The sequence below is a fragment of the Pseudomonas sp. BS3782 TE3695 genome, from assembly GCF_050435305.1.
Taxonomy (GTDB): Bacteria; Pseudomonadota; Gammaproteobacteria; order Pseudomonadales; family Pseudomonadaceae; genus Aquipseudomonas.
Genome location: NZ_JBNDKB010000001.1, coordinates 1,364,599 through 1,379,704, shown reverse-complemented (window position 1 = coordinate 1,379,704; position 15,106 = coordinate 1,364,599). Strand labels below are relative to the sequence as shown.

Here is a 15,106-nt window from a genome sequence, read left to right as displayed (position 1 = left end):
CGCTCCCACAGTGTCCTCCTGTGTGTGACAAATAGTGTGCACACCCAAGATCCATGTGGGAGCGGGCTTGCCCGCGATGGCATCGGTGTGAACAACACTTACCTCAAGCCCAACCCCTAAAGAAGCCCCGTCTGCGCTACCATGTCTGGCCCGACGCGGCAGCCTGCTGCGCGCAGGAGTCAGCATGGCCCACCCGTTTGCAACGCTTACCCCAGACCTCGTGCTCGATGCCGTCGAAAGCATCGGCTTTCTCAGCGACGCCCGCATTCTGGCGCTCAATAGCTACGAGAACCGTGTCTATCAGGTCGGCATCGAAGACTCCGAACCGCTGATCGCCAAGTTCTACCGCCCGCAGCGCTGGACCAACGAAGCGATTCTCGAAGAGCACCAATTCACCTTCGAACTCGCCGAATGCGACGTACCGGTGGTCGCACCGATGATTCACAACGGTGCCAGCCTGCACGAACACAACGGTTTCCGTTTCACCCTGTTTCCCCGTCGCGGTGGCCGTGCGCCGGAGCCGGGCAATCTCGATCAGTTGTATCGCCTGGGACAACTGCTGGGTCGGCTGCACGCGGTCGGTTCAACCAAACCGTTCGAACACCGTGAAGCACTCGGAGTAAAGAACTTCGGTCAAGACTCGCTGACGACCTTGCTCGAAGGCAATTTCGTACCCAAAAGCTTGCTGCCGGCCTACGAGTCCGTGGCCCGCGACCTGCTCAAGCGGGTCGAAGAGGTCTACAAGGCCACGCCGCACCAGAACATCCGCATGCATGGCGATTGCCACCCCGGCAACATGATGTGCCGCGATGAGATGTTCCATATCGTCGACCTCGACGATTGCCGCATGGGCCCGGCGGTGCAGGATATCTGGATGATGTTGGCGGGTGATCGTCAGGAATGTCTGGGGCAGTTGTCGGAACTGATGGACGGCTACAACGAATTCCACGACTTCGACCCGCGGGAACTGGCGCTGATCGAACCGCTGCGCGCCTTGCGCCTGATGCACTACAGCGCCTGGCTCGCCCGTCGCTGGGACGACCCGGCCTTCCCTCGCAGCTTTCCGTGGTTCGGCACCGAGCGCTATTGGGGCGATCAAGTGCTGGCATTGCGTGAACAACTCGCCGCACTGAATGAAGAACCACTGAAGTTGTTCTGACGAACACAAATCCAATGTGGGAGCGGCGGTGCGACGATTCGACTTGCTCGCGAATACGGTTTCACATTCAACAGAGATGCTGACTGAACTACCGCTTTCGCGAGCAAGCCCGCTCCCACAAGGTCCGCGACATGTCCCGGCAAATCTCCTTACAATCCCCTCTTTGTTAGCTGCCTAAGCAAGGATTCTCATGCAAGCCGCCAACCCGCGTCGCGGGTACATTCTGGGCCTGAGTGCCTACATCATCTGGGGCCTGTTCCCGCTCTACTTCAAAGCCATCGCCAACGTGCCCGCCGTGGAGATCATCATCCACCGAGTACTTTGGTCCGCGCTGTTTGGTGCTTTGCTGCTGCTCGTCTGGAAGCATCCCGGCTGGTGGCGCGAGCTGCGTGAGAACCCGCGACGACTGGCAATCCTGGCCCTGAGCGGCACGTTGATCGCCGCCAACTGGCTGACCTATGTCTGGTCGGTGAACAACGGACGCATGCTCGAAGCCAGCCTCGGTTACTACATCAACCCGCTGGTCAACGTGTTGTTGGGGATGCTGATTCTTGGCGAACGGTTGCGGCGCCTGCAATGGCTGGCGGTGGGCCTGGCGGCGATCGGTGTTGCGCAGCAAGTATGGCAAGTCGGCAGCCTGCCGTGGGTGTCGCTGGTGCTGGCGTTGACCTTCGGTTTCTACGGACTGATCCGCAAGCAGGCACCGGTCAAGGCCCTGCCGGGGCTGGTGGTGGAAACCTGGATGCTGGTGCCGATTGCCGTCGCCTGGCTGCTGTTCAATCCGACGGCGAGCAGCGCGCAAGCCGAGTTCTGGACCACCTCTGAAGCCTGGTGGCTGGTGGCTGCAGGTCCGGTGACGCTGGTGCCGCTGGTGTGTTTCAACGCCGCCGCCCGGCATTTGCCCTACACCACCCTCGGATTTCTCCAGTATCTGGCGCCGACGCTGGTGTTGTTGCAGGCCGTTCTGCTGTTTGGCGAGCATTTGTCGTCCAGCACGCTGATGGCGTTCATCTTTATCTGGGCCGGTCTGGCGGTTTACAGCGTCGACGCGTGGATAAGTTTGCGTCGCCGCCGCTGATCAGAAAACATACAAACTTCTACAGGCCACGTCTCCCGTGGCCTGCATCCATCCTTCCCAAGGTTATCCACAGTGTGATCCCCGGCGTTTGTGCGCAAGTCACTGAAACTGCTGGTTTTTTGATCAAACCCTGAAGATCCGCGGCCGGCGTGGCCTGGCGAGGTATCTCTACAGGTTATCCACAGGCAGGTGCACGTATAACTTGGATAACCTTTTCAAGGTTCACTGCGCAGCACCAATTCGACCATCAGATCGTCGGCCAGGGTTTCCAGGCTCGATTGCAGCTTCTCCAGCGACAAGGTCAGTGGCACTGCCAGAACCGCCTCGGCGTGAAACAGCGGCTCGCTGCTCATCGGCGCCGGTCGAACTTCGGTCACCAACTGTTCCAGGTTCACGCCCTGGTCACTTAGCAGACGCGTAATGTCTCGCACGATGCCCGGCCGATCATTGCCCACCAGTTCCATGGCAATCGGCTTCCAGGTGCAGGACTGTTCGATGCCGCTTTCGGCGATCAATACGCGGATGCCCTGGGTCGATAGTCCCTGTAGGGCATCTACCAGTTCGTCGTAGGCCTCGGCCGGCACACCCACCCGAAGAATCCCGGCGAACTGTCCAGCCATGCGCGACATGCGGCTTTCCAGCCAGTTACCGCCATGCGCGGCAATGCATTGAGCAATGCGCTCGACCTGCCCGGGCTTGTCTGGAGCAATTACAGTGAGTACGAGATGGTCCATGGCGCAGCCCTCTGGTCATGACTTTTGTTATAGAAAAACAAGTATAGGCAAGGGGCTGGCTGTGGCGAGGGGGCTTGCCCCCGTTCGGCTGCGCAGCAGTCGCCAAATTGCCAAAATGCGGACTGTTCGGATCGATGCAGGGGGCCGCTTCGCACCCCAGCGGGAGCAAGCTCCCTCGCCACAAAAGCAACGCCCCATAGCAGGGCTATCGAAGATTATGTGTACAAGTTTTTATATTTAACTGGAACAATCCAATAGTTTTTTGAGAACATCCCGTTCCTCGCCATGACCGCAATGCGTCATGGGGTCGCAGAACGACGTATTTAGTCTAATTTTCACAACCGCAATTCATCATGTAGTATGCCGCAGCGCGCACTACATAACGCTGAATCGATGTCCGCCGCAGGTCCGTCGCAATCCCTGAAAGCCCTGTCAGCAAGGCCGCAAAGCCGTTGATCGGATCGAACCCAGCCGCCAGCAATGGCATGTACTGGTAGAAGGGTTTGTGGTTTAAATGGCCAGAGGCTTCATTGTTTAAATTGAAGAGCTGAAAAGCGAAATAGCTGAGCAGAGTGAGGCAAGCAATGACTGAACACGTTCAAGTCGGTGGCCTGCAGGTCGCCAAAGTCCTGTTCGACTTCGTGAACAACGAAGCCATTCCCGGTACCGGCCTCACCGCCGACACGTTCTGGGCCGGTGCCGACAAGGTTATTCATGACCTGGCGCCGAAGAACAAAGCCCTACTCGCCAAACGCGATGATTTCCAGGCACGTATCGATGCCTGGCACCAGGCTCGTGCAGGTGTTGCGCACGATGCGGTGGCTTACAAAGCCTTCCTGCAAGACATCGGTTATCTGCTGCCAGAAGCGGCTGATTTCCAGGCTACGACGCAAAACGTCGATGACGAAATCGCCCGCATGGCCGGTCCACAGCTGGTGGTGCCGGTGATGAACGCGCGCTTCGCGCTCAACGCCTCGAACGCCCGCTGGGGTTCGCTGTATGACGCGCTCTATGGCACTGACGCCATCAGCGAAGCGGACGGCGCGGAAAAAGGCAAAGGCTACAACAAGGTTCGCGGCGACAAGGTCATCGCCTTCGCCCGCGCCTTCCTCGACGAAGCGGCCCCACTGGCTGCCGGCTCCCACGTCGATTCCACCGGCTACAAGATCGTTGACGGCAAACTGGTGGTCGCCCTCAAAGGCGGCAGCAACACCGGCCTGCGCGACGATGCGCAACTGATCGGTTTCCACGGCGATACAGCGGCTCCAACTGCCATCCTGCTGAAAAACAACGGCCTGCACTTCGAAATCCAGATCGACGCCAGCACCCCCGTCGGCCAGACCGACGCGGCCGGCGTCAAAGACATCCTGATGGAAGCCGCGCTGACCACCATCATGGACTGCGAAGACTCGGTTGCCGCGGTCGATGCCGATGACAAAGTGGTGATCTACCGCAACTGGCTCGGCTTGATGAAGGGCGATCTGTCGGAAGAAGTCGCCAAGGGTGGTCAGACTTTTACCCGAACCATGAACGCCGATCGCACTTACACCGGTGTCGATGGCAAAGAACTGAGCCTGCACGGTCGCTCACTGTTGTTCGTGCGCAATGTCGGTCACCTGATGACCATCGACGCGATCCTCGATAAAGACGGCAACGAAGTGCCTGAAGGTATTCTCGATGGCCTGGTGACCTGCCTCGCCGCGATCCATAGCCTCAACGGCAACAGCTCGCGCAAGAACAGCCGTACCGGTTCGGTCTATATCGTGAAACCGAAGATGCACGGCCCGGAAGAAGCGGCGTTCACCAACGAGCTGTTCGGCCGCATCGAAGACGTGCTGGGCTTGCCACGCAATACCCTCAAAGTCGGGATCATGGACGAGGAACGTCGTACCACGGTCAACCTCAAGGCCTGCATCAAGGCTGCCAGCGAACGCGTGGTGTTCATCAACACCGGTTTCCTCGACCGCACGGGCGATGAAATCCACACCTCCATGGAAGCCGGCCCGATGGTGCGCAAGGCCGACATGAAGGCCGAAAAGTGGATCAGCGCCTACGAGAACTGGAACGTCGACATCGGCCTGAGCACCGGCCTGCAAGGTCGCGCCCAGATCGGTAAAGGCATGTGGGCCATGCCGGACCTGATGGCCGCGATGCTCGAACAGAAAATCGCTCACCCAATGGCCGGTGCCAACACCGCCTGGGTTCCATCGCCGACTGCCGCCGCGTTGCACGCGCTGCATTACCACAAGGTCGACGTGTTCGCCCGTCAGGCCGAACTGGCCAAACGCGCTCGCGCTTCGGTGGACGACATTCTGACCATCCCGTTGGCGGTTAACCCGAACTGGACGCCGGAGCAGATCAAGAACGAACTGGACAACAACGCCCAGGGCATTCTTGGCTACGTGGTGCGCTGGATCGACCAGGGCGTGGGTTGCTCGAAAGTGCCGGACATCAATGACGTCGGTTTGATGGAAGACCGTGCGACGCTGCGTATTTCCAGCCAGCACATCGCCAACTGGCTGCGCCACGGCATTGTCACTGAAGATCAGGTGATGGAAAGCCTCAAGCGCATGGCGCCGGTGGTTGACCGTCAGAACGCCAACGACCCGCTGTACCGTCCGTTGGCACCGAACTTCGACAGCAACATCGCCTTCCAGGCGGCGGTCGAACTGGTGGTCGAAGGTACCAAGCAGCCCAACGGCTACACCGAGCCGGTTCTGCACCGTCGTCGTCGCGAATTCAAGGCTGCCAATGGCCTTTGAGTAAACGCTGATGTCGGACATGAAAAAGCCCTGATCGAAAGATCAGGGCTTTTTCATTTGAAAGGCAGAATCAAAAGATCGCAGCCTTCGGCAGCTCCTACAGGGAATCGTGTACACCCGCGAATCATCAGGCGAACACAAATCCTGTAGGAGCCGGCGAAGCCTGCGATCTTTTAGCCATCCATCCCCAACTCATGCTTGACCAGTTCAAGCAGTTTGCCGCTGTCGATCGGCTTGAGCAGAAAGTCCACTACGTGCAAGTGCATGGCTTCTATCGCATCCTTCACGTCGGCGTCGCCGGAAACGATGATGACCGGCAACGCCGCACGTGCCGACTCCCGCACCTGACGGATCAAATCCAGACCATCGACGTGCCCCATCCGCAGGTCGGTAATCACCAGCCCGATCGATGACTTCGTCTCCAGTAACTTGAGCGCCGCTTCGCCACTGGCCGCCGTCATGCAGTGAATGCCGTCCAGCCCCAGAATTTCCGACAACAACTCCCTGGAGTCTTTATCGTCATCGACGATCAGCACCCGTTGCGGCGGCAAGTCTGGTTCCAACATGACGGCACTGAGCGCTTCGCGCTCGGCATCACTCAAAATATCGTGGTCGGACATGGCTTTCTCAACGTTTTCGATTCAATCCCTGACACAGTGTGTCTGACACCGCTTTGCAGAGCTTCAATGTGCACTTCGTCGGAAATTATTCCAATAGACAATGTAGGGGGTTTTTCCCACATTCGTGTCAGACCTTTCCCATATTCCGGCCGCTGCACTGCCTACCTAGACTTACGTCCAATGGGCACCCTGCCCGTAGGGGCCGACCATGCCTGTAACGATCTGACACAACGATCCGACACAACAATCAGAAAAAGACTGCGGTAATGGTTATGAGTAAAGCGGACGCCTTCACCCAGGCAGGGAAAACCGCGGTGTTGCAGAACATCCAGGGCACTTTGCAATTCCTGCAGCGCTTCCCGCCGTTCAATCAGATGGAAAACGCCCATCTGGCCTATCTGGTCGAGCAATGCCAGCTGCGTTTTTATGCCCCCGGCGAAAGCATCATCAAACCCGCCGATGGCCCGGTTGAGCATTTCTACATCGTCAAACAGGGCCGGGTCGTGGGCGAACGTCCGCACACGGCCAAGGGCGGGACCGAAACCACCTTCGAAATCACCACCGGCGAATGTTTCCCCCTCGCCGCGCTGCTGGGGGAACGGGCGACTCGCACCGAACATCTGGCGGCCGAAGATACCTTTTGCCTACAGCTCAATAAGCTGGCGTTCATCAAACTGTTCGCACTTTCCAGCCCGTTTCGCGACTTTGCCCTACGCGGAGTCAGCAGTTTGCTGGATCAGGTCAACCAGCAAGTCCAGCAAAAAGCCGTGGAAACCCTCGGCACCCAGTATTCGCTCAATACCCGACTGGGTGAACTGGCCATGCGTCATCCGGTGACCTGCAGCCCGATCACTGCGCTGCGTGAAGCCGTAACGCTGATGCACAATCAGCAAGTCGGCAGCATTGTGGTGGTCGATGAGCACAAGACGCCGCTGGGCATTTTCACCCTGCGCGACTTGCGACATGTGGTGGCCAACGGCACCAGCGACTTCAATGAAGCCATCGAAGGGCATATGACCCGGGCGCCGTTTTACCTGACGCCGGACCACAGCGCCTTCGATGCCGCGATTGCCATGACCGAACGGCACATCGCCCACGTCTGCCTGGTCAAGGATCAGCGCCTGTGCGGCGTGGTCTCGGAACGCGACCTGTTTTCCCTGCAACGGGTCGATCTGGTGCATCTGGCGCGGACTATTCGCAGCGCCCAGAAGCTGGAAAACCTGGTGGCGATGCGCGGCGAAATCGGCCAATTGGTGGAGCGGATGCTCGCCCATGGCGCCTCCTCGACCCAGATCACCCACATCATTACCCTGCTCAATGACCATACCGTGTGCCGGGTGATCGAACTGGTGCTCGCCGAGAAAGGTGACCCCGGCGTGCCGTTCAGTTGGTTATGTTTCGGCAGCGAAGGCCGTCGCGAGCAGACGCTGCACACCGATCAGGACAACGGCATTCTGTTCGAGGCCCGCGACGCGGCCCACGCCGCCGAAATTCGCGGCAAGTTGCTGCCCATCGCTCAGCAGATCAATCAGAACCTGGCGCTGTGCGGCTTCACCCTGTGCAAAGGCAACATCATGGCCGGCAACCCCGAGCTGTGTTTGTCCCGGGCCGAATGGGCGCGACGTTTTGCGGCGTTTATCCGCGAGGCGACTCCGGAAAACCTGCTGGGTTCGAGCATCTATTTCGACCTGCGCGTGGTCTGGGGCGACGAGCGAGGCTGCGAGCAGCTGCGCCAGGGCATCCTCGATCAGGTCGGCGACAACCGTTTGTTCCAGCGGATGATGGCCGAAAACGCCCTGCGCAACCGTCCGCCCGTGGGCCGTTTCCGCGAATTCGTGCTGGCGCGCAAGAATGGCGAGAAAGCCACCCTCGATCTGAAACTCCAGGGCTTGACCCCGTTCGTCGATGGCGCTCGAGTACTGGCCCTCGCCCACGGCATCAACGCCAACAATACCCTGGAGCGTTTTCGTCAATTGGTGGATAAAGAAGTCATCGAACGGCTGGACGGCGCTGCGTATGAAGAGGCGTATCACTTCATCCAGCAAACCCGCATGCAGCAACATCAGCTACAGACCCGGGAAAATTTTCCCTACTCCAACCGCGTCGATCCTGACAGCCTCAATCATCTGGATCGACGCATCCTGCGTGAATCCCTGCGCCAGGCCCAACGCCTGCAAAGCAGCCTGACCCTGCGGTATCAGCTATGAGCCTGTTTTCATGGCTGCGCCCGGTCAGCCCCATTTTGCCCGGCGAACTGCAACAACGTCTGGAGCGCTTGCCGGCCGTGGCCGAGCTGGGCGATTGCAGCCTGCGCGAACAACGCTGGGTAGTGCTCGACCTGGAAACCACCGGGCTGAACCTGAACAAGGATCGGCTATTGTCCATCGGCGCGGTGGTGATCGAAGATGGGGCGATCGATTTCAGCCAGCAGTTCGAACGCACGCTGCAATGCACCGAACTCAAACTCGGCCCCAGCGTGTTGATTCACGGCCTGGGCCCAAGCGCCATCGCCGCCGGCAGCGACCCCGCGCAAGCCTTGCTCGAATTCATGGAGTTCGTCGGCGACAGTCCGGTGTTGGCGTTTCATGCGCCGTTCGACCAGCACATGCTGGGGCGCGCGCTGAAAGAACATCTGGGCTATAAGTTGCAGCATCCGTTTCTGGACGTGGCCGACATCGCGCCGCTGCTTTGCCCACAGGCACACATTCGCGAGGCCGGGCTGGACGAGTGGATCGACTGGTTCAAGCTGGAGGTTTTCGAGCGGCATAACGCCAGTGCCGATGCCTTGGCGACGGCGGAGCTGGTGCTGATTCTGTTCAGCCGGGCACGACAGCAGCAGATTCATAGCCCGTTGAATTTGCAACAGCGGCTAAGTCAGTGGAAGCGGCGGCGACTGGCTCCGTCTTTTTAGGCTTCACAAATCTCTGTGGCGAGGGAGCTTGCTCCCGCTGGGGAGCGCAGCGCCCCTAAAACCATTCACCACATTTCCCCAGACACACCGCGTTCGCTGATTTTGCGACTGCTTCGCAGCCGAGCGGGAGCAAGCTCCCTCGCCACAGGTTAGTGTTCGTCTTCAGACTTTGTGGCCAAAACCGCCCGACCAGCGCCAATTGCTTACCTCCCCCACCTCTGCCACAATCGCGAACAATTCTCGTTACTTAACACTTCCCCCTCGGTGATGTTGCGTGTCGTCAGTCCAAAGCCCCCAGAGTGAGCTCGTTGGTGCGTTGTATCGCGACCATCGCGGTTGGCTATTAGCCTGGCTGCGGCGCAACGTGGCCTGCCCGCAACGGGCCGAAGACCTTAGCCAGGACACTTTCGTGCGCTTGCTGGGCCGTGACGAACTGAAGGCGCCTCGCGAACCTCGGGCGTTTCTGGTGGCGATCGCCAAGGGCTTGCTGTTCGACTATTTCCGCCGCGCCGCACTGGAACAGGCCTACCTCACCGAATTGATGCTGATTCCCGAAGGCGAACAACCCTCGGTGGAAGAACAGCAACTGATCCTCGAAGACCTCAAAGCCATCGATCACCTGCTAGGCAAGCTCTCGAGCAAGGCCCGGGCGGCGTTTCTCTATAACCGTCTCGACGGTCTCGGTCACGCCGAAATCGCTCAGCGTCTGGGGGTGTCGGTGCCGCGGGTTCGCCAATATTTGGCCCAGGGCATTCGCCAGTGCTACATCGCGTTGTACGGTGAGCCGGTATGAGCCCGGTCAGCTCCAAACCCGTCTCGGCGCAGGTGCTGGATGCCGCGATTGCCTGGCAACTGTCGCTGGATTCCGGCAACGCGATCGAACACGAAGAATTCGCCAAATGGCACGCCGCCCACGAAGAGCATGCTCGGGCCTGGCGTCAGTTGGGCATGCTCGACCAGCGTTTCAGCGTCGCCAACGGCCCGGCACGCACTGCCCTGCTGCAATCGCGTGAGAGCATCCGGCGCCGGGTGCGCAAGCTCGGCAACGGTCTGGCCAGCGTCGTCGCGGTGATCGGCCTGGCGCTGTTCGCCGGTGATCGTTATCTGCCCATCGACTATTGGCTGGCCGACCAGCGCACCGCCACTGGCGAGCAGCGCACCCTGCGCCTGACCGATGGCACGCTGATCAACCTCAACACCCACAGCGCAGTGGATGTGCGCTTCGATGAGAAGCAGCGGTTGATCGTCCTTCAGGAAGGGGAAATCCTCGTCGAAACCGGTCATGGCGATCCCCGGCCGTTTATTGTCGAGACCCGCGAAGGCAGCATGCGAGCACTGGGGACACGGTTCCTGGTCAAGCGTGAAGATGAAGGCACGCGCCTGAGCGTGCTGAAATCAGCGGTCGCCGCCCATCCCGAATCGAGCCCCGAGGAACAGATTCTGCGCGAAGGCCAGCAAGTGCTGATGCGCAGCAATGGCCTGGGCCCGATCATCGCCCTCAACCTCGGCGCCGATGCCTGGACCCGCGGCATGCTGGTGGTGGACAACGCTCGGCTGGAAGATCTGGTCCAGGAACTCGCTCGCTATCGTCGCGGGCATCTTGGCGTCACGCCAGAAGTCGCCGACCTGCGCATCACCGGCAGCTTCCCGCTGAACGATACCGACAAGGCGCTGAGTGCACTTTTACCGACCCTGGCGGTGCAGATCGAACAGCACACGCCGTGGTGGGTGACGGTTGCAGCAAAAACTGACGCCAAACCCGTAGGAGCTGTCGAGTGAAACGAGGCTGCGATCTTTTGATCTGCTCCTAAAAAACAAAGTCAAAAGATCGCAGCCTCGTTTCACTCGACAGCTCCTACACGGTTCCTACAAAGGCGGGCAATTACTGAATCGAAATTATTTTCATCTTGCCCTATCACTTTTGGATTTTCGTCCGGCACCTAGGCAATTGAGAAATATTTCCATTCAGGAGCCGCTGTATGTCCCGTTCGCTAGACACCGTGTTGCGCCCCCGCTTATTGGCAATCGCCATTGCCCTTTGCGCCCCTTTGGCCAGCGGTCCACTGATGGCCGCCGAACAGGCGTCCAGCGTTCGCGTCTACGACCTGCCGGCTGCACCATTAGCCAGCACCCTGAATCAGATTGCCAGCCAGGCCGGCCTGGCGCTGTCGTTGAATCCGTCGCTGGCGGCGGGTAAGACCTCGGCCCCGGTGAAGGGCCAGTTCGACGCCACTGGCGCCCTGCGTGAAGCCCTGCGTGGCACCGGTCTGCAACTGGAACAGAGCAGCGCCGGAACCTTCAGCCTGGTGGCCGTGCCCGAGGGTGTGATGGCCTTGCCGGAAACCGCCGTCATTGGCCTGGAAAATGCGGAAACTGCCTGGAGCCCGGTCGAAGGTTACGTGGCCACGCGCACCGCCGCTGGCACCAAGACCGATACCGCGCTCGTCGAAGCGCCGCGTTCGATTTCCGTCGCTACCCGCCAGCAAATGGAAGATCGCGGTGTGCAAAACCTCGATGACGCTGTGCGCTACATGCCTGGCATCGTCGCCAGCAGCTACGGCAGCGACGCCCGCGCCGACTGGTTGCTCGTGCGCGGTTTCGAACCGACGCAATTCCTTGATGGCCTGCCATTGCCAAAAGGCGTGTACGCCAATCCGAAACAGGAAACCTGGAACCTTGAGCGCCTCGCCCTGTTACGCGGGCCGGCCTCTTCGGTTTACGGCCAAACCCCGCCGGGCGGTTTGCTGGACATGGTCAGCCGCCGTCCCAGTGCCGAGTCGAGCAATGAAATCCAGCTGCAATACGGCAGCGACAACCATCGTCAAATCAACTTCGCCAGCACCGGCAAGATCGATGACGAAGGTCGGTTTATCTATAGCCTGAGCGGTGTACTGCGCGACAGCGGCACACAGATCGATCACATCGACGACAAACGCTACAACATTGCACCGAGCCTGACCTGGAACATCGACCCTGACACCAAGTTCACGCTGCTGACGCAATTTACCCGCGACGACACAGGCATCACCAGCCAGTTCCTGCCAGTGCAAGGCACGAAGATCGACTCGCCGCTCGGCGATATTTCCCATCACAAAAACCTCGGTGACCCGGACTGGGAATACTACGACCGCACCTATTACGCACTGGGTTACGCCTTTGAACATCGCTTGAATGATGTCTGGCAGTTCAAGCAGAACCTGCGTTACACCAAGTCGGACCTGTCCTTCCAGGCTCTCACCCCCGGCGCCTACCCGTTCACCCAAGTGGATGCCGAGGGCAACGTTGGCCGCTCGAGCACCAGTGTCGAGGAAGACATCAGCCAGTTCGCCGTGGATAACAACTTGCAGGGCGACTTCGCGACCGGCGACATCCGTCACACCCTGTTGATCGGCCTCGATCACCAGCGCACCAATACCAACTACCTCTCGATCTATGGCGACGGTCTGACCACCAACGTCAACAACCCGATCTATGGCCAGCCAATCGTTCGCCCGCCGCGCTCGACGGCGTTCTATGACTATGACCAGAAGACCTACCAGACCGGTTTGTACGTCCAGGACCAAATGGCCCTCGACCAATGGCGTCTGACCCTCGGCGGTCGTGAGGACTGGGTCCACACGGGCACCAAATTCTTCAACAAGGGTGATGCCACCAACACCGAACGGGACAAGAAATTCAGCGGCAACGCAGCGATCAGCTATGTGTTCGACTCGGGCTTCGTCCCCTACTTGTCCTACGCCGAGTCGTTCCAGCCGACCAGCAAAGCCGTGGCATCGCCGACCGAGTCATTCAAGCCGACTGAAGGCAAGCAATGGGAACTGGGCATCAAGTACCAACCGCCAGGCAGCAACACCCTGCTGACGGCTGCGGTTTATGACCTGACCCAGAAAAACGTCTCCGTCACCACGACCAACGCGGACAACGTCTCGATTACCAGCCAGACCGGCGAAGTGAAGGTCAAGGGCCTGGAGCTGGAAGCCGTTTCCGACGTCACCGATAACCTGAAAGTCATCGCGGCCTACACCCTGGCCAAGTCCGAAGTGCAAAAAGGTGACTTCAAGGGCAATCGCCTGCAACTGATGCCTAACCAGCAAGCTTCTCTGTGGGCTGATTACACCTGGCACAACGGTGTACTGAATGGGTTCGGCATCGGTGCCGGCGCACGCTACACCGGCAATACTTATGGCGACCAGGGCAACACCTGGCTGGGCAAGGCTGATGCCTACACGGTGTTCGATGCGGCGGTTCATTACGATTTGGGCCGTCTGGACAACAGTCTGAAAGGTGCGTCACTGGCATTGAATGCCACCAACCTGCTCGACAAGGACTACATCTCCACTTGCGACAGCTTCTACTGCTACTACGGCGACCAACGCAGCGTTGTCGCCAGTGCTACGTACAAGTGGTAATCGCCTGAACTGACTCGCCCAAGACCCGAGCCGTCCTGCCTGGACGGCTTTGGTATTTCTGAAGGCTATGAAGTGAAATGAAAAGCAAAACCATCCGCCGCTGGTCATTCGTTCACACCTGGACCAGCCTGATCTGCACGGTATTCCTGCTGATGCTGGCCCTCACCGGCCTGCCGTTGATCTTCCACCACGAGATCGACCATCTGCTGGGCGATGCCGCCGAGTTGAAATCCATGCCGGCCGACACCCCGCAGCTGAATTTGCAGCAGTTGGTGCAAGCGGCTGAAAAACATCGTCCCGGCGAGGTCATGCAGTATTTCGGCTACAACGACGAAGACCCCAACGGCATGATCGCGATCATGGCGCCCACCGCCGGCACCGAGCCGAATTCGTCCCACACCTTCATGCTCGACGCTCGCACCGGCGAAGCATTGGAAATGCCCTCGGCCAATGGCGGGCTGATGATGGTCATGCTGCGCCTGCACGTGGACATGTTCGCCGGCCTGCCGGGCAAGTTGCTATTGGCATTCATGGGGATTCTGTTTGTGCTGGCGATTGTCTCTGGAACAGTGCTGTATCTGCCGTTCATGCGGCGCTTGAAGTTCGCCACCGTGCGCCACGACAAATCCACCCGCCTGCGTTGGCTCGACCTGCATAACCTGATCGGCGTGGTGACGCTGACCTGGGCTTTGGTGGTCGGCGTGACCGGCGTGATCAGTGCCTGCGCCGACTTGTTGATCGCCGCGTGGCGCAACGACAGCCTGAACACGATGATCGCGCCTTACCGCGATGCGCCGCCGCTGACTCAATTGGCGCCTGCGACCCGTTTGCTCGACATCGCGAAAGACGTCGCGCCGGGCATGCAGCCCGACTTCATCGCCTTCCCCGGCACGCGGTTTTCCAGCGAACACCATTACGCCGTGTTCATGAAAGGCAGCACCCACCTGACCTCGCACCTGCTGACACCGGTGCTGATCGACGCCAGCACCCTGCAAGTCACGGCAGTGGCCGAGCGACCGTGGTACATGGACGCCATGGGCATGTCGCAGCCGCTGCACTTCGGTGATTACGGCGGTATGCCGATGAAAATCCTCTGGGCAACCCTCGATGTGCTGACCATTATCGTGCTCGGCAGCGGGGTTTATTTGTGGGTGGTGCGGCGCAAAGTCGCGAAACCTGTGCTCGAAAACGTGGAGAGCCCGGCATGAGACCGAGACAGTCGAGCTTCTGGAAGGTCTTTGCCACGCCCACCGTCATCGCCCTGCTCAGCGCCGCGGGATTGTTTGCCGCGTTGCTGGGCGATGGCGTATGGGATGCATTGAGCTGGCTCGGGCTGGGGATTCCTGCTGTCCTCGCCTTGCGCGGGCTGCTGCAACGCTACTGAACGCCACAAAACCTGTGGGAGCGGGCTTGTGTGGCGAGGGGGCTTGCCC

12 protein-coding genes are annotated in these 15,106 nt (G+C 59.6%); 10 read left to right on the top strand and 2 right to left on the bottom strand.

Annotated elements, in window-relative coordinates; all coding sequences use genetic code 11:
* The first annotated feature begins 184 nt into the window (after positions 1-184).
* Both ABH909_RS06175 and rarD read left to right on the top strand, forming a co-directional pair.
* The gene (locus ABH909_RS06175) at positions 185-1,159 is read left to right on the top strand and encodes a serine/threonine protein kinase (RefSeq protein WP_192344821.1); all 975 of its coding nucleotides are present in this window, start codon (positions 185-187) and stop codon (positions 1,157-1,159) included.
* Positions 1,160-1,349: 190 nt separating this feature from the next.
* Positions 1,350-2,237, top strand: coding sequence for an EamA family transporter RarD (gene rarD / locus ABH909_RS06170; protein WP_429431286.1), 888 nt, complete (start codon positions 1,350-1,352; stop codon positions 2,235-2,237).
* Positions 2,238-2,452: 215 nt separating this feature from the next.
* Here rarD and ABH909_RS06165 read toward each other — a convergent pair whose 3' ends face one another.
* Positions 2,453-2,971, bottom strand: a complete 519-nt coding sequence (locus ABH909_RS06165; protein ID WP_429431284.1) for a glycine cleavage system protein R — start codon at positions 2,969-2,971, stop codon at positions 2,453-2,455.
* Positions 2,972-3,555: 584 nt separating this feature from the next.
* Between ABH909_RS06165 and ABH909_RS06160 the strand changes: the two genes are divergently transcribed.
* Positions 3,556-5,733, top strand: a complete 2,178-nt coding sequence (locus ABH909_RS06160) for a malate synthase G (RefSeq protein ID WP_429431282.1) — start codon at positions 3,556-3,558, stop codon at positions 5,731-5,733.
* A 173-nt stretch (positions 5,734-5,906) separates the two neighbouring features.
* On the opposite strand, the gene ABH909_RS06155 is transcribed toward ABH909_RS06160, so the two are convergent.
* A complete protein-coding gene (locus tag ABH909_RS06155; protein ID WP_429431280.1) occupies positions 5,907-6,353 on the bottom strand; it encodes a response regulator in 447 nt (148 codons plus the stop codon).
* Positions 6,354-6,619: 266 nt separating this feature from the next.
* Between ABH909_RS06155 and ABH909_RS06150 the strand changes: the two genes are divergently transcribed.
* From ABH909_RS06150 to ABH909_RS06120, 7 genes are all read left to right on the top strand, one after another.
* Positions 6,620-8,560 carry a putative nucleotidyltransferase substrate binding domain-containing protein gene (locus tag ABH909_RS06150; RefSeq protein WP_429431278.1) on the top strand — a complete coding sequence of 647 codons (1,941 nt, stop codon included), beginning with the start codon at positions 6,620-6,622 and terminating at the stop codon, positions 8,558-8,560.
* The gene (locus ABH909_RS06145) at positions 8,557-9,264 is read left to right on the top strand and encodes a 3'-5' exonuclease (RefSeq protein WP_429431277.1); all 708 of its coding nucleotides are present in this window, start codon (positions 8,557-8,559) and stop codon (positions 9,262-9,264) included. Before ABH909_RS06150 ends, ABH909_RS06145 begins: the two co-directional genes overlap by 4 nt.
* A gap of 274 nt (positions 9,265-9,538) precedes the next feature.
* On the top strand, positions 9,539-10,057 hold the full coding sequence (locus ABH909_RS06140; protein WP_095630604.1) for an RNA polymerase sigma factor: 519 nt from the start codon (positions 9,539-9,541) through the stop codon (positions 10,055-10,057).
* A complete protein-coding gene (locus tag ABH909_RS06135; RefSeq protein ID WP_429431275.1) occupies positions 10,054-11,043 on the top strand; it encodes a FecR domain-containing protein in 990 nt (329 codons plus the stop codon). Before ABH909_RS06140 ends, ABH909_RS06135 begins: the two co-directional genes overlap by 4 nt.
* Before the next feature lie 200 nt (positions 11,044-11,243).
* Positions 11,244-13,673: a TonB-dependent siderophore receptor gene (locus ABH909_RS06130; protein WP_429431273.1), complete on the top strand. Its 2,430-nt coding sequence runs from the start codon at positions 11,244-11,246 to the stop codon at positions 13,671-13,673.
* A 77-nt stretch (positions 13,674-13,750) separates the two neighbouring features.
* Positions 13,751-14,881, top strand: a complete 1,131-nt coding sequence (locus tag ABH909_RS06125) for a PepSY-associated TM helix domain-containing protein (RefSeq protein WP_429431271.1) — start codon at positions 13,751-13,753, stop codon at positions 14,879-14,881.
* A complete protein-coding gene (locus ABH909_RS06120; protein ID WP_429431269.1) occupies positions 14,878-15,057 on the top strand; it encodes a hypothetical protein in 180 nt (59 codons plus the stop codon). The genes ABH909_RS06125 and ABH909_RS06120 overlap by 4 nt, the downstream gene beginning before the upstream one ends.
* The last annotated feature ends 49 nt before the right edge of the window (positions 15,058-15,106 follow it).